The sequence below is a fragment of the Lentibacter sp. genome (genome assembly GCF_965657785.1).
GTDB lineage: Bacteria > Pseudomonadota > Alphaproteobacteria > Rhodobacterales > Rhodobacteraceae > Lentibacter.
On record NZ_CBFHPP010000007.1, the window covers coordinates 88,744 to 103,196 of the forward strand.

Consider the following 14,453-nt stretch of genomic DNA (forward strand, 5'->3'; position numbering starts at 1 on the left):
ACAGGGGTTGGCGTGCGCGCCGCCGTTGAGGCCGACAATCATCTGCGCGTTTGCCAGCCCGTTAAAGCTGAGTGCGCGGGCCATCGAGATGATATGCCCACCATAGATGAGCCGCTGCCCGTCAGGGCGGAAGGTCGCATCAAAATGCACCTTGGCGGTGTTCTGCCAGAGCCGTGTGGCGAGCATATGCTCGGCTTCCTCAATCGTCACACCATCGACATGGTCGATCTTTTCGCCAATGGCATAGTCGCCCCAGCGGTGCGGCTCGCCCGCAAGGGCAAAGTCATAGCCCGTAAAGTCCAAGCCCTCGGGGATCATCAGATCTTCAGGCGCGATCACACCCGCCAGCTCGGGCACATGGGTCGCAGGCGCAGGCGCTTCCAGATTGCCCTTGCGCACCATCACCCAGCGCACATAGCTGAGCACAGGCTCATCCATCTGGTTAAGCCCCGTGGTGCGCACCCAGACAACCCCTGTCTTGCCGTTTGAATTTTGCTTCAGGCCAATGACTTCAGACACAGCGCGCAGCGTATCGCCAGGATACACAGGCAAAAGCCAGCGCCCCTCGGCATAGCCCAGATTGGCCACCGCATTGAGCGAAATATCAGGCACCGTCTTGCCAAACACCACATGAAACGCGGCCAAATCATCAATCGGGCTGCCTTCCAGCCCGCTTTGCGCGGCAAAGACATCAGACGAATAGAGCGCATGGCGCGCGGGATAGAGCGCATGATACAAAGCGCGCTCCCCCTCGCCCACGGTGCGCGGCACAGCGTGCTCGATCACTTGGCCGAGGCTGTAGTCTTCAAAAAAGCGGCCTGCATTGGTCTTTGACATTCACTGCGCTCCCAGTTTCATTTCGGGGGTATAGTCGACATCCACATCCTTGGTCACCGCCTGCCCGCAGCGCATCACGCCTGCGGCCTGATCCCATGCGTAGGTCGGAGAGCCGTAAAGCTCCCAGCCCTTGCTGAGGGCTTCGGAGACTTTGTGGCAAAAGGCCGATGTGTCTTCTTCTGTGAGTAATCTGTAGAGCTTCATATTCTATCCAAACGCATTTCACCCAAACGGGTTATAGCCAAGCCAAAGGTGAAGAAGCGCCACAAGCGTGAAGGCAAAGAGGCTGATCACCACGGCCAGCACCTCTGATTTCATCGCAGGCGCAACATAGGGCGCGCGCGGCCCTTCGGCACGGTTGATCGCCCCCATCTGCACAACAGCCCAAGCCGCCAGACCGCCAAACAAAACAAAAGACGGCGTGTCGCCATTGACGAGAAGGTGCGCCAAGGACCAGACAACGACAGAAGTCAGCTGCGCGTGGCGGATCCAGCGGGTGATCCGTGTGCCTCTGACCGAGGCGGCATAGATATAAAACGCAAGCAGCATCAAGAGATTGTTGATGCCGACGAGCGCAGCACTGCGGCCCCAAAGCACTGTGCCATCAGCCGCGCGATAGCCGACAACCATCAGGACAACAGAGACGGCAAGCACCACGGCCACAAGCCCCTTGCCTTTGTCGCCCAAGGCGGCGCGCCGCGCGGGCGCGAGCCGTTTGAAAAGATGTGCCGCCGCCCAAAGCGCGACGCCGAGAATAAGTAGAGCCATGACAGCCTCCTGTTAGCGCGCGCTGACGGCCTCAGCCAATGCGAGGATTTTGCGCGCGGTCTCAATATGAAGGTTTTCCACGATTTTACCATCCACAACCGCAACCCCCTGCCCCGAGGCTTCGACCTCTTCAAAGGCCGCGATCTGGCGCTCGGCGAGGTCGATCTCTTCGGCACTGGGAGAGAAGGCCGCATTGCACACCGCAACTTGCGCAGGGTGAATAAGCGTCTTGCCCTCAAAGCCCATGTCGCGGCCTTGGGCGCATTCGGCGGCAAGGCCTTCGTCGTCTTTGAACTGGTTATAAACGCCATCAATCGCCACAATCCCATGCGCCTTTGCCGCCAGAAGCATCATCGACAAGGAGGTGATCATGGGCAGACGGTCGGCGCGAAAGCGACAGTTGAGCTCTTTGGCAAGGTCGTTTGTGCCTGCCACAAAGCCCTTCATCTGCGGGTGCGCTGCGATCTCTTCGGCGCGCATCACGCCCATGGGCGTTTCGATCATCGCCCAGATATCTTTGTCTTTGCCTATTATGGCCGCCAGCGCCTCAACATCCGCCGCAGAGCCGACCTTGGGCAGCAAGAACGCATCGGCCTCGGCGTCTTTCAGCGCCTCGGCGTCCGCGCGGCCCCATGCGCTCTCAAGGCCATTGAGACGGATAATTTTTGCGCGCGCCCCGTAGCCGCCCTCTTTTAGGGCGGCCTTGAGCGTATCGCGCGCCTCGACCTTGGCCTCGGGCGTCACCGCGTCCTCCAGATCAAAGATGATCGCGTCCACATCAAGGCCGCGAGCCTTGTCGAGCGCACGCTCTTTTGAGGCGGGAATGTAAAGAACCGAGCGGTAAGGGCGGGGCGTGTCCATGAGTCTCTCCAGCAATAATCTTGCGCAGATGTGGCATTTTTTGTGCGATTTCTTCAAGCCCAAACGTGCTGCAACGCAGAATTTATCTCAAATGCGGTGACATCGCCCGCGCCGTTAACAAATTCTTCAGGGCTGTTTGCCCATGATTTGCAAGGCCCAGAGCGGCAAAGCCCGCTGAGGCCCAATGTGAAGCTCACTTTAAGGATCACCGTTGAGAGACCGGTGAGGATCTGTGGAAGAGGACGCGTTTCAGCCCGCATCGGCAAAAGCCGTTGGGAAAGGTTTGGTTATGAAGAAGTTTGGTAGTGTTCTCGCGGTCACGGCGCTTTTGCCCCTCGCCGCTCTGGCCCAACAAGCGCCCAACTGCGCCCCGCGCGACACTGTGGTCGAGCGTCTCGCCAGCTCTTACGGCGAAACGCGCCGCTCGATCGGCCTTGGGGCAAATAACTCTGTTGTGGAAGTTTTTGCCAGCCTTGAAAGCGGCACATGGACGATCACTGTCACCACAGCCCAAGGCCTGACCTGTCTTGTCGCCAGCGGTCAGGCCTTTGAAACCTTGGCCGAAAGCCTGCCCGCCCGTGAAAAAGACGCCTAAGGCGAAAGCCCCAGCCCGTCCCACACAAGTTTTGCGCCCGTGACCGTGAGCAAAACATAGGTGAGCGCAAAAAAGACCCGCTCGCCGATCAGAAAATGCGCCTTCACACCGAGCCACGCGCCCAGAAGCGCGAAGGGCGCCAGCATCAAATCAAGTTTGAGCGTCTCAAGCGTAAATATCCCCATAACCCCGTAAGGCACCACCTTCACAATATTGATGACCCAGAAAACAAGCACCGTGCTCGCCTGATATTCGGTCTTGCTTGGCGCACGAGAGAGAAGATAGACCGCCGCCGCAGGCCCGCCTGCGTGGCTGATAAAGCTCGTAAACCCCGCCACCAGACCCGCAATCGCCCCGCCCCACGCGGGGATCGGCCGTTTCGCCGCCTTGATCAGCCCCGCGCGCCCCGCCATCTGCCAAACAACAAACAAAAGCGCGATACTGCCAATGAGAAGCCGCAAGGTGTCGGCATTGGCCCAAGCGTAAAACAGCGCGCCCAGCCCCACACCGGGCACACCCGCCAGCACCAGAAGCCGCGCATCCTCCCAGCGCCAGCGGCCCCAATAGGGCTTGAGCGTGGCGAAATCGATCAGCATCAGAAGCGGCAGCATGATCCCCAGCGCCATGGCCGGCTCGACCACAAGCGCGAGAATCGCCGCCGCCGCAAACGCCGCGCCAGAGCCAAAGCCGCCCTTGGAGATGCCCGCAAAGGTCACGGCCGCGCCCGCTATGGCGAAAAATGCAAAATCCAACAGATCAGCCTTAAAGTTACGATTTCTCAATCGGTTTAGCGCTATCTTAAGCCTCAAAACAAGCGTCACCTTGCCTCGCCCGTGCCTATGCCGCAGCGCAGCACCCTTGCGTTGCGCCAAATAAAAGCCTAGGCCATGCGCCAAATTCAACCCACACTGGAGAACCCTCATGGCCAGACCCAAAATCGCCCTCATCGGCTCAGGTATGATCGGCGGCACGCTCGCGCACCTCGCCGCCCTCAAAGAGCTTGGCGACATCGTGCTGTTTGATATTGCCGACGGCATCCCGCAGGGCAAAGCCCTCGACATCGCAGAAAGCGGCCCCGTCGAGCGCATTGATGCCAAAATGTCAGGCACAACCGACTACGCCGATATCGCGGGCGCGGATGTCTGCATCGTGACAGCCGGTGTGGCGCGCAAGCCCGGCATGAGCCGTGATGACCTCCTTGGCATCAACCTCAAGGTTATGAAATCTGTTGGCGAAGGCATTGCAAAGCACGCGCCAGACGCCTTTGTGATCTGCATCACCAACCCGCTGGACGCCATGGTCTGGGCGCTTCAGCAGTTCTCTGGCCTGCCCGCGCATAAAGTCTGCGGCATGGCAGGTGTGCTTGACTCAGCGCGCTTCCGTCACTTCCTCTCCGAAGAGTTTGACGTCTCCATGCGCGACGTCACCGCCTTTGTTCTGGGCGGCCACGGCGACACAATGGTGCCGCTGACGCGCTATTCGACCGTTGGCGGCATCCCGCTGCCTGACCTCGTCGACATGGGCTGGACCACACAAGAGAAGCTCGACGCCATTGTGCAGCGCACCCGAGACGGCGGCGCAGAGATCGTTGGCTTGCTCAAGACAGGCTCGGCCTATTACGCGCCAGCCGCCTCCGCCATCGAAATGGCTGAAGCCTACCTCAAAGACCAAAAGCGCCTCCTGCCCTGCGCGGCCCATGTTGATGGCGCCTATGGTCTGGACGGTTTCTATGTTGGCGTGCCAACCGTGATCGGCGCTGGCGGCGTTGAGCGTGTTGTCGAGATCAACATGAACAAGGACGAAAAAGCCATGTTCGACAAATCTGTCGACGCGGTCAAAGGCCTCGTTGCCGCCTGTAAAGAGATCGACGGCTCTCTCGCCTAAGCGACGGACGGACTGAAAAACCGAAAGGCGCGCCTCATACGGGCGCGCCTTTTTTGTGGCCCACCACCCAATAGAGACCCTGCCTGCGACGCATCAGGCTTCAAAGCCGTCATCTGTTCCAAAATGATTCTCTCGCCATCTCGCATGGCAGATTTGTGATCACACATATAAATCCTGTGATCACAAATTGCAGAAATATCCCCCTTCCCCCCTCCTAAGCGCAAAATACTCTTAGGTTTTGGGAAACCTTGTGCGAGTAAAACCCCCAACAGCAGCAACCAGACGGGAAAGCTCTATGAACATCCACGAGTATCAAGCGAAAGCTCTGCTTCGCTCCTACGGCGCGCCAGTTTCAGATGGCCGCGTTGTCCTCAAAGCGGAAAACGCCAAAACAGCCGCAGGCGAAATGGACGGCCCCCTCTGGGTTGTCAAAGCCCAGATCCACGCGGGCGGGCGCGGCAAAGGCAAGTTCAAAGAAGCTGACGCAGGCGAAGCCGGCGGCGTGCGTCTGGCGCGCTCTGTTGAAGAAGCCGCCGAAGAAGCCAAGCGTATGCTCGGCCGCACGCTTGTGACGCATCAGACTGGCCCGGCGGGCAAGCAAGTCAACCGTATCTATATCGAAGACGGTTCAGGCATCGAAACAGAGCTTTACCTCGCTCTGCTCGTTGATCGCCAGACCAGCCGTATCTCTTTTGTCTCCTCCACAGAAGGCGGCATGGATATCGAGGAAGTCGCCGCTGCGACGCCTGAGAAGATCCTCTCCTTCTCGGTCGATCCTGCCACTGGCTACCAAGCCTTCCACGGCCGCCGTATTGCTTTCTCGCTTGGCCTCAAAGGCGCACAAGTGAAACAGTGCGTTCAGCTGATGGGCCAGCTCTACAAAGCTTTCATTGAGAAAGACATGGAGATGCTCGAGATCAACCCGCTGATCGTCACAGACGGCGGCGATCTGAAAGTGCTCGACGCCAAAGTCAGCTTTGATGGCAACGCGGTCTACCGCCACGCCGACATCGCCGAGCTGCGCGACACCACAGAAGAAGACCCAAAAGAGCTTGAGGCGTCAAAATATGACCTCAACTACATCGCGCTCGACGGCGAAATCGGCTGCATGGTCAACGGCGCGGGCCTTGCCATGGCAACCATGGATATCATCAAGCTCTACGGCGCCGAGCCAGCCAACTTCCTCGATGTGGGCGGCGGCGCAACCAAAGAGAAAGTCACCGAAGCCTTCAAAATCATCACCTCCGACCCACAGGTCAAAGGCATCCTTGTCAACATCTTCGGCGGCATCATGCGCTGTGATGTGATCGCCGAGGGCGTTGTCGCGGCTGTGAAAGAAGTCGGCCTCAAAGTTCCGCTGGTTGTGCGCCTTGAAGGCACCAATGTTGACGAAGGCAAAGCCATCATCAACAACTCTGGCCTTGATGTGATCGCCGCTGACAATCTCAAAGACGGCGCTCAGAAAATCGTGAAAGCGGTTAAGGGGTAAGCAGAATGCACCGTCGGCCCCTTGCACAGCTCACAGACGAGCCAGGCTTCCAGTTTAGCACTGGAGCTGTGCAAGAGGGCTGCCTTGCCTGTCGCGCAGTCGGAGCGATCCGATGAGTGTTCATATCGAAATGACAAACCTTGAACGCGCAGAGGACCGTCGGCTTCATATGAAGTCCGAAATGGCAGAGGCAGGCATTGACGTGACGTTTCACCCTGCCTTCGATTACACCCAACATGGCGAAGCCGAAATTCAGGCACGCTGCAATTTTGAGGGCCCGTGGGGCACGTTCCATACGCCGAATATGGCCGCGACGATCACCCATGCTCAGGCGTGGGAACGGTTTCTAGCGTCTGAGGCGTCCCATTGCCTCGTGATGGAAGATGACATCTTCATTTCACCCGACTTGGGAACATGGCTTGAGAACCTGGATTGGTGGCCAGCTGACGCAGATATCGTCAAACTCGAATGCTGGCGCTCCCCCAACACCAAAGTTCTCATGGAAGCGCCCAAGACAGGCTACAGGGGGCGCACTGTCTCGCGCATTCTGTCTCGGCATATGGGGGCGGCGGGGTATATGCTTACGCGGAGCGCAGCCAAACGCCTTCTCGCATCCCAACCTTTCAACATGGTGGTGGATCATATCCTGTTTAACACCAACGCCTCACCGACAGCACGGAGCATGAAAATATACCAGATCATGCCCGCGATGATCGTTCAGGGAAATGAACCAGACAGCAGCCCGCTTTATATGGGGGTTCGCAAACGCCCTCAGGGAATGGCTTTGCTTCGTCAGAAGCTGAAACGGGCTTATTATGAGGTTGCCTACCCTGTATCGACCATCATCAAATTTCTGACGGGGCACGCCAAGCTGACAAAGGTGACATTTGAAAAGAATGTCTTGCAAGGAGAGCAGGTTTGACAAGGCTTTCACCCTCAACAAAGCCGTCGCACGAACATGGTTCGACGGTGTTCACTGTTTCGCTCATCAACCCCCTCGATTTGATGCTCGACGACACTATTCAAGCGCTTTTGCGCAAACAATCCGCCGCATGACGCCGGCCTAAATAACGCTAAGGAACCAAAACACATGGCAGTCCTCGTAAACGAAAACACAAAAGTCATCTGTCAGGGCCTCACCGGCTCGCAAGGCACATTCCACACCGAACAGGCCATCGCCTACGGAACCAAAATGGTCGGCGGCGTCACGCCCGGCAAAGGCGGCACAAGCCACCTTGATCTGCCCGTTTTCAACTCGGTCCATGAGGCCATGCACGTCACAGAGGCTAATGCCTCGGTGATTTACGTGCCGCCCCCTTTCGCCGCGGATTCTATCCTTGAGGCGATTGACGCCGAAATGCCGCTGATCGTTTGCATCACAGAAGGCATCCCTGTGCTCGATATGATGCGCGTGCAGCGCGCGCTGGAAGGCAGCAAAAGCCGCCTGATCGGGCCGAACTGCCCCGGCGTGATCACCCCCGGCGCCTGCAAAATCGGCATCATGCCGGGCCACATCCATATGCGCGGCTCTTGCGGCGTTGTCAGCCGCTCGGGCACGCTCACATATGAGGCGGTCAAGCAAACGACAGACCTCGGCCTCGGCCAGTCATCGGCTGTCGGCATCGGCGGTGACCCCATCAAAGGCACAGAGCATATCGACGTTCTGAATATGTTCCTTGATGATGACGAAACCCACAGCATGATCATGATCGGCGAAATCGGCGGCTCTGCCGAAGAAGAAGCCGCAGAATTCCTCGCCGCCCAAAAGAAAAAGGGCCGCTGGAAGCCGACTGCCGGCTTTATCGCGGGCCGCACAGCCCCTCCTGGCCGCCGTATGGGCCACGCTGGCGCCATCGTCGCGGGCGGCAAGGGCGACGCGGAAAGCAAGATCGAAGCCATGCGCAAAGCTGGCATCATCGTTGCCGACAGCCCCGCCACCCTCGGCGAAGCCGTTGTTGAAGCGATCGGCAAATAAACCAAGACAGGGGCAGCGGCGCATCATGTGCCGCTGCTTTTCACACGCCACGAGCCAGAAACGCGCAGACCAAACGCTCGAACGCATAGGTGCATCATGACCGACCAGTCTTCCAACGACCAGTTTCACGCCTCCTCCTTCATGCAAGGCCACAATGCCGAGTATCTGGAGCAGCTTTACGGCCAATATGCCGCCGATCCCGCATCGGTTGACGAGGCATGGCGCACCTTCTTTGGTGCGCTCGGAGATGCCGAGCTTGACGTCAAGGCCGAGGCCAAAGGCCCGAGCTGGGCGCGCGCCGACTGGCCGCCTGTGCCCCACGACGAGCTGACCCAAGCGCTGACTGGCGAATGGGAAGACACCGAAGTCAAAGCCGCCACCAAAAAGATCGAGGCAGGCGCCTCCAAAGCGGGCGTGGATGCCACAAATGCCACCGTGCGCCAAGCCGTGCTCGACAGCATCCGCGCACTGATGATCATCCGCGCCTACCGGATCCGTGGCCACCTTATCGCCAATCTCGATCCGCTCGGCCTGACCGAGCACACGCCCCACCCCGAGCTTGACCCGAAATCTTACGGCTTCACAGACGCCGATATGGACCGCCCGATCTTCATTGATAAGGTGCTGGGGCTTGATTTTGCCAATATGCGCCAGATCCTCGAGATCGTCCGCCGCACCTATTGTGGCACATTCGCGCTGCAATATATGCATATTTCCAACCCCGAAGAAGCGGGCTGGCTGAAAGAGCGGATCGAAGGCTACGACAAGGAAATCAAGTTCACCCGTGAAGGCCGCAAGGCGATCCTCAACAAGATGGTTGAGGCCGAGGGCTTTGAAAAATTCCTTCATGTCAAATACATGGGCACCAAGCGCTTCGGCCTTGATGGCGGCGAAAGCCTGATCCCTGCCATGGAGCAGATCATCAAACGCGGCGGCGCGCTTGGCATTCGCGAGATGGTCATCGGGATGCCCCACCGTGGCCGCCTCAACGTCCTTGCCAACGTGATGAGCAAGCCCTACCGCGCGATCTTCAACGAGTTTCAGGGCGGCAGCTTCAAGCCCGAAGACGTCGACGGCTCGGGCGATGTAAAATATCACCTCGGCGCAAGCTCGGACCGCGAGTTTGACGGCAACTCTGTGCACCTTTCCCTCACAGCCAACCCCTCCCACCTTGAGGCCGTGAACCCTGTTGTTCTCGGCAAGGTCCGCGCCAAGCAAGACCAGCTCGGCGACACCGAGCGCAAGCAAGTCATGGCCATTCTGTTGCACGGCGACGCCGCCTTCGCAGGCCAAGGCGTTGTGGCCGAAGGCCTCGGCCTCTCGGGCCTCAAAGGCCACCGCACCGGCGGCACCATGCACATCGTGGTCAACAACCAGATAGGTTTCACCACCGCGCCGCATTTCTCGCGCTCGTCGCCCTACCCCACAGACATCGCCCTGATGGTCGAAGCGCCGATCTTCCACGTCAATGGCGACGATCCCGAGGCCGTGGTTCACGCTGCGCGCGTGGCGACAGAGTTCCGCCAGAAGTTCGGCAAGGACGTGGTCCTCGATATTTTCTGCTACCGCAGGTTTGGTCACAACGAAGGCGACGAGCCGATGTTCACCAACCCGCTCATGTATAAAAAGATCAAAAAACAAAAGACCACGCTCAGCCTCTATACAGAGACGCTCGTGCGCGACGGCCTCATCCCCGAGGGCGAAATCGAAGATATGAAAGCCGCCTTCCAAGCCCATCTCGGCGAGGAGTTCGAGGCCGGCAAAGACTACAAGCCCAACAAGGCCGATTGGCTGGATGGCAAGTGGTCTCACCTCAACCGCGACAAAGAAGAGTATCAGCGCGGCGAAACCGCCATCAAGCCTGAGACCTTCGCCGAGATCGGCCGCGCGTTGAGCACAACCCCAGCCTCTCTGCCACTTCACAAGACAGTTGCCCGCCTGCTGGAAAGCAAGGCGCAGATGTTTGAAACAGGCGAGGGCTTTGACTGGGCCACAGGCGAAGCGCTGGCCTTTGGCTCGCTGCTGTCTGAGGGCTACCCTGTCCGCCTTTCAGGACAAGACGCCACCCGCGGCACCTTCTCCCAGCGCCACTCAGGCATCCTCAACCAAGACACCGAAGAGCGCTATTACCCGCTCAACAATATCCGCGCTGGTCAGGCCCAATATGAAGTCATCGACTCCATGCTGTCTGAATATGCGGTGCTCGGCTTTGAATATGGCTACTCTCTGGCCGAGCCAAACGCGCTCACCCTCTGGGAGGCACAGTTTGGTGACTTCGCCAATGGCGCGCAGATCATGTTTGACCAGTTCATCTCCTCGGGCGAAAGCAAATGGCTGCGGATGTCGGGCCTCACCGTGCTTCTGCCACACGGCTTTGAAGGCCAGGGTCCCGAGCACTCGTCGGCCCGCCTTGAGCGCTTCTTGCAGCAATGCGGCCAGGACAACTGGATCGTCGCCAACTGCACAACACCGGCCAACTACTTCCACATCCTGCGCCGCCAGCTGCACCGCACCTTCCGCAAGCCGCTGATCCTGATGACGCCCAAGTCGCTTTTGCGCCACAAGCTCGCGGTCTCCAAAGCTGAAGAGTTCACCACAGGCTCAAGCTTCCACCGCATCCTCTGGGACGACGCCCAATATGGCAACTCCGAGACGGTTCTGGCCAAGGATGACAAGATCAAACGCGTCGTTATGTGCTCGGGCAAAGTCTATTACGACTTGCTCGAAGAGCGCGACGCGCGCGGCATTGATGATATCTACCTGATGCGCGTGGAACAGTTCTATCCCTTCCCCGCCCAATCGGTCGTCAAGGAGCTGTCGCGCTTCAAAAACGCCGAGGTGGTCTGGTGTCAGGAAGAGCCGAAAAACCAAGGCGCATGGACCTTCATCGAGCCCAATCTCGAATGGGTCCTCGGGCGCATCAAAGCCAAGCATGGCCGCCCGACTTATGCAGGCCGCGCCGCAAGCGCCTCGCCTGCCACAGGCCTTGCCTCCACGCATAAAGCACAACAAGCCGCACTCGTTGACGATGCGCTCACACTGAAAAAAGGGAAATAACCCATGACCGAAGTTCGCGTTCCTACACTGGGTGAATCCGTCACCGAAGCCACAGTCGCCACATGGTTCAAAAAGCCGGGTGACGCGGTCCAAGCCGACGAAATGCTCTGTGAGCTTGAAACAGACAAGGTGACAGTCGAAGTCCCCGCCCCCGCCGCTGGCACTTTGGGCGAGATCGTCGCCGCCGAGGGCCAGACCGTGGGCGTTGACGCGCTGCTCGCCACAATCACCGAAGGCGAAGCCGCCGCAGCTGCGCCAAAAGCCGCCGCCGCGCCCGCCGCCGCCGCCTCTGCCGCTGCGGTAGATGTCATGGTGCCGACACTCGGCGAAAGCGTCACAGAGGCGACAGTGTCGACGTGGTTCAAGCAAGTCGGCGATACCGTCGCCCAAGACGAAATGCTCTGCGAGCTTGAGACAGACAAAGTCAGCGTCGAAGTGCCAAGCCCCGCCGCAGGTGTTCTCACAGAGATCACGGCCGCCGAAGGCGCAACGGTTGACGCCAGCGCAAAGCTCGGCGTGATCAGCGCAGGCGAAGGCGCTACAGCCGCCGCCCCCGCGCCTGCCGCTGCCGCCCCCGCGCCTGCGCAGGCCACCGCCACAGCAGGCGCCAAAAATGCGCCCTCAGCTGAGAAAATGATGGCCGAAAAAGGCCTCTCCGCCAATGCCGTCGCCGGCACAGGCAAAGACGGACGGATCATGAAAGAAGACGTTATGAAAGCCGCCGCCTCCGCAGGCTCTGCCGCCGCAGCGGCCCCCGCCCCCGCAGCCCAAGCGCCCCGCGCGCCTGTTGCGGCCGATGACGCCGCCCGTGAAGAGCGTGTCAAAATGACCCGCCTGCGCCAGACCATCGCCCGCCGCCTCAAAGAGGCGCAAAACACAGCCGCTATGCTGACGACCTATAACGAAGTCGACATGACGGCCGTGATGGCGCTGCGCAACCAGTATAAAGGCGAGTTCGAGAAAAAGCACGGCGTGCGCCTCGGCTTTATGTCTTTCTTTACAAAGGCTTGCGTCCACGCCCTCAAAGAAGTGCCTGAAGTCAATGCCGAGATCGACGGAACCGATGTTGTGTATAAAAACTTCGTCCACATGGGCATCGCCGCAGGCACGCCGACAGGCCTCGTTGTCCCTGTGATCCGCGACGTCGACCAGATGAGCTTCGCCGCCATCGAAAAAGCCATTGGCGAAAAGGGCCGCCGCGCCCGCGACGGCAAGCTCTCCATGGCCGAAATGCAAGGCGGAACCTTCACCATCTCAAACGGTGGCGTCTACGGCTCGCTGATGTCCTCACCGATCCTCAACCCGCCACAATCAGGCATCCTCGGAATGCACAAAATCCAGGACCGCCCGATGGCGATCAACGGTCAGGTTGTGATCCGCCCGATGATGTATCTCGCGCTGAGCTATGATCACCGCATCGTCGACGGCAAAGGCGCGGTCACATTCCTCGTGCGCGTCAAAGAAGCGCTGGAAGACCCGCAGCGCCTCCTGATGGATCTCTAAACCCACTCGGGGCGCGCGCCCTCCTCTGCGCGCGCCCCACCTCCCCAAACACCGGAGCGCCCACCGCATGACCCCAGAGCTCACCGCCCTCGCGCTCGCCGCCCTTCTGCAACTGGGCCAATTCGTGCTCTATGCCATCCCTGCCAATCTCGAGCTTGGCCCCGGATACACCATGTCTGCGCGTGACCGCCCGCCCAGCCGCGAGATGTCGCCCACAACCGCCCGCTTGGGCCGCGCCCTGAGTAACCACTTCGAAAGCCTCATCCTCTTCACAATCGCGGTGCTCGTGGTCACGCTCGGCCAAGCCGCCTCGCCCCTCACAGCCGCCTGCGCTTGGGCCTACCTCGCCGCGCGCGTGGCCTATGTTCCCGCCTATGCCTATGGCTTGCGCCCCTGGCGCTCCCTCATCTGGGCCATAGGCTTTTTCGCCACCCTTCTCATGCTGTTCGCAGCCCTGTTTTGACTTTCTGTTTGCCTCAAATATCCTGGGGTGAATTGGCCAAAGGCCAAGAGGGGCAACGCCCCTCCCCCCACAGACCAAAAGGAGCCACCCCATGGCATCATATGACGTAATCATCATCGGCGCAGGCCCCGGCGGCTATGTCTCCGCCATCCGCTGTGCCCAGCTCGGCCTCAAAACAGCCGTGGTCGAGGGCCGCGAAACTTTGGGCGGCACCTGCCTCAACGTCGGCTGCATCCCCTCCAAGGCGCTTCTGCACGCCTCCCATATGCTGCACGAAGCCGAGCACAACTTCGCCGCCATGGGCCTCAAGGGCAAAAGCCCCTCGGTCGACTGGAAACAAATGCTCGCCTATAAAGACGACACCATCGGCCAGAACACAGGCGGCATCGAGTTTCTCTTCAAGAAAAACAAAATCGACTGGCTCAAAGGCTGGGGCTCCATCCCGGAGGCTGGCAAAGTGAAAGTCGGCGACGCGCTCCACGACGCCAAACATATCGTCATCGCCTCAGGCTCCGCCCCCGCCACCCTCCCCGGTGTCGAGATCGACGAGAAAACAATCGTCTCCTCCACAGGCGCGCTGACCCTCGCCAAAATTCCCAAGAAACTGGTGGTCATCGGCGCAGGCGTCATCGGGCTTGAGCTTGGCTCTGTCTATGCCCGCCTCGGCTCCGAGGTCACAGTCGTCGAATATATGGACGCAATCACCCCCGGCATGGACGCCGACGTGCAGCGCACATTCAAGCGCATCCTGGAGAAGCAGGGCCTCAGCTTCGTCATGGGCGCCGCCGTCCAGTCTGCCAAAGCGGGCAAAGGCAAGGCGACCGTCACTTACAAAACCAAAAAGGACGAGACCGAAGCCACCATCGAAGCCGATATCGTCCTCGTCGCCACAGGCCGCAAGCCCTACGTCGACGGCCTCGGCCTTGACGCGCTCGGCGTCGAAATGACCCCCCGTGGCCAGATCAAAACCAACACCCATTGGCAAACCAATGTGGCAGGCCTCTACGCCATCGGCGATGTG

General features: G+C 59.6%; 15 protein-coding genes. 10 read left to right on the top strand and 5 right to left on the bottom strand.

Translation table 11 applies throughout. The features are described 5' to 3' along the window. The 4 genes from ACTF58_RS06515 to ACTF58_RS06530 all read right to left on the bottom strand — a co-directional run. Positions 1-837, bottom strand: an 837-nt coding sequence (locus ACTF58_RS06515) for a MaoC family dehydratase (RefSeq protein ID WP_438991164.1), incomplete at its 3' end; no start/stop codon positions are given. Next, positions 838-1,041, bottom strand: coding sequence for a DUF1737 domain-containing protein (locus tag ACTF58_RS06520; RefSeq protein ID WP_438991165.1), 204 nt, complete (start codon positions 1,039-1,041; stop codon positions 838-840). Positions 1,042-1,059: 18 nt separating this feature from the next. Then, positions 1,060-1,605 (bottom strand): NnrU family protein, encoded by a 546-nt coding sequence (locus tag ACTF58_RS06525; RefSeq protein ID WP_438991166.1) that lies wholly within the window; start codon positions 1,603-1,605, stop codon positions 1,060-1,062. 12 nt (positions 1,606-1,617) lie between these two features. Then, positions 1,618-2,466 (bottom strand): HpcH/HpaI aldolase/citrate lyase family protein, encoded by an 849-nt coding sequence (locus ACTF58_RS06530; protein WP_438991167.1) that lies wholly within the window; start codon positions 2,464-2,466, stop codon positions 1,618-1,620. 289 nt (positions 2,467-2,755) lie between these two features. On the opposite strand from ACTF58_RS06530, the gene ACTF58_RS06535 reads away from it, so the two are divergent. Next, entirely contained in the window at positions 2,756-3,061 is a 306-nt protein-coding gene (locus tag ACTF58_RS06535) for a hypothetical protein (protein ID WP_438991168.1), read from the top strand. On the opposite strand, the gene ACTF58_RS06540 is transcribed toward ACTF58_RS06535, so the two are convergent. Beyond that, complete coding sequence (locus ACTF58_RS06540; protein ID WP_438991169.1) at positions 3,058-3,813, bottom strand: sulfite exporter TauE/SafE family protein; 756 nt, start codon at positions 3,811-3,813, stop codon at positions 3,058-3,060. The genes ACTF58_RS06535 and ACTF58_RS06540 overlap by 4 nt on opposite strands. Before the next feature lie 169 nt (positions 3,814-3,982). Here ACTF58_RS06540 and mdh point away from each other — a divergent pair, with 169 nt between their 5' ends. The 9 genes from mdh to ACTF58_RS06585 form a co-directional block, all read left to right on the top strand. Continuing rightward, positions 3,983-4,945 carry a malate dehydrogenase gene (gene mdh / locus ACTF58_RS06545; protein ID WP_438991170.1) on the top strand — a complete coding sequence of 321 codons (963 nt, stop codon included), beginning with the start codon at positions 3,983-3,985 and terminating at the stop codon, positions 4,943-4,945. A gap of 295 nt (positions 4,946-5,240) precedes the next feature. Next, entirely contained in the window at positions 5,241-6,434 is a 1,194-nt protein-coding gene (gene sucC / locus ACTF58_RS06550) for an ADP-forming succinate--CoA ligase subunit beta (RefSeq protein WP_438991171.1), read from the top strand. A gap of 112 nt (positions 6,435-6,546) precedes the next feature. After that, on the top strand, positions 6,547-7,356 hold the full coding sequence (locus tag ACTF58_RS06555; RefSeq protein WP_438991172.1) for a glycosyltransferase family 25 protein: 810 nt from the start codon (positions 6,547-6,549) through the stop codon (positions 7,354-7,356). After that, positions 7,353-7,490: a hypothetical protein gene (locus ACTF58_RS06560; protein ID WP_438991173.1), complete on the top strand. Its 138-nt coding sequence runs from the start codon at positions 7,353-7,355 to the stop codon at positions 7,488-7,490. Before ACTF58_RS06555 ends, ACTF58_RS06560 begins: the two co-directional genes overlap by 4 nt. A gap of 34 nt (positions 7,491-7,524) precedes the next feature. Then, positions 7,525-8,409, top strand: coding sequence for a succinate--CoA ligase subunit alpha (sucD, locus tag ACTF58_RS06565; protein WP_438991174.1), 885 nt, complete (start codon positions 7,525-7,527; stop codon positions 8,407-8,409). 96 nt (positions 8,410-8,505) lie between these two features. Then, on the top strand, positions 8,506-11,466 hold the full coding sequence (locus ACTF58_RS06570; protein WP_438991175.1) for a 2-oxoglutarate dehydrogenase E1 component: 2,961 nt from the start codon (positions 8,506-8,508) through the stop codon (positions 11,464-11,466). A gap of 3 nt (positions 11,467-11,469) precedes the next feature. Next, on the top strand, positions 11,470-12,969 hold the full coding sequence (gene odhB / locus ACTF58_RS06575; protein WP_438991176.1) for a 2-oxoglutarate dehydrogenase complex dihydrolipoyllysine-residue succinyltransferase: 1,500 nt from the start codon (positions 11,470-11,472) through the stop codon (positions 12,967-12,969). A 67-nt stretch (positions 12,970-13,036) separates the two neighbouring features. Further along, on the top strand, positions 13,037-13,432 hold the full coding sequence (locus ACTF58_RS06580) for an MAPEG family protein (RefSeq protein ID WP_438991177.1): 396 nt from the start codon (positions 13,037-13,039) through the stop codon (positions 13,430-13,432). A gap of 91 nt (positions 13,433-13,523) precedes the next feature. After that, the coding region (locus ACTF58_RS06585) for a dihydrolipoyl dehydrogenase family protein (protein ID WP_438991178.1) at positions 13,524-14,453 on the top strand (930 nt) is incomplete at its 3' end.

Excerpts from the sequence above, each read along its gene's own strand:
- ACTF58_RS06570 (WP_438991175.1), top strand. The coding sequence starts at position 8,506 with ATGACCGACCAGTCTTCCAACGACCAGTTTCACGCCTCCTCCTTCATG.
- sucC (WP_438991171.1), top strand. The coding sequence starts at position 5,241 with ATGAACATCCACGAGTATCAAGCGAAAGCTCTGCTTCGCTCCTACGGC.
- ACTF58_RS06580 (WP_438991177.1), top strand. The coding sequence starts at position 13,037 with ATGACCCCAGAGCTCACCGCCCTCGCGCTCGCCGCCCTTCTGCAACTG.
- ACTF58_RS06520 (WP_438991165.1), bottom strand. The coding sequence starts at position 1,041 with ATGAAGCTCTACAGATTACTCACAGAAGAAGACACATCGGCCTTTTGC.
- odhB (WP_438991176.1), top strand. The coding sequence starts at position 11,470 with ATGACCGAAGTTCGCGTTCCTACACTGGGTGAATCCGTCACCGAAGCC.
- sucD (WP_438991174.1), top strand. The coding sequence starts at position 7,525 with ATGGCAGTCCTCGTAAACGAAAACACAAAAGTCATCTGTCAGGGCCTC.
- ACTF58_RS06555 (WP_438991172.1), top strand. The coding sequence starts at position 6,547 with ATGAGTGTTCATATCGAAATGACAAACCTTGAACGCGCAGAGGACCGT.
- ACTF58_RS06535 (WP_438991168.1), top strand. The coding sequence starts at position 2,756 with ATGAAGAAGTTTGGTAGTGTTCTCGCGGTCACGGCGCTTTTGCCCCTC.
- mdh (WP_438991170.1), top strand. The coding sequence starts at position 3,983 with ATGGCCAGACCCAAAATCGCCCTCATCGGCTCAGGTATGATCGGCGGC.
- ACTF58_RS06530 (WP_438991167.1), bottom strand. The coding sequence starts at position 2,466 with ATGGACACGCCCCGCCCTTACCGCTCGGTTCTTTACATTCCCGCCTCA.
- ACTF58_RS06525 (WP_438991166.1), bottom strand. The coding sequence starts at position 1,605 with ATGGCTCTACTTATTCTCGGCGTCGCGCTTTGGGCGGCGGCACATCTT.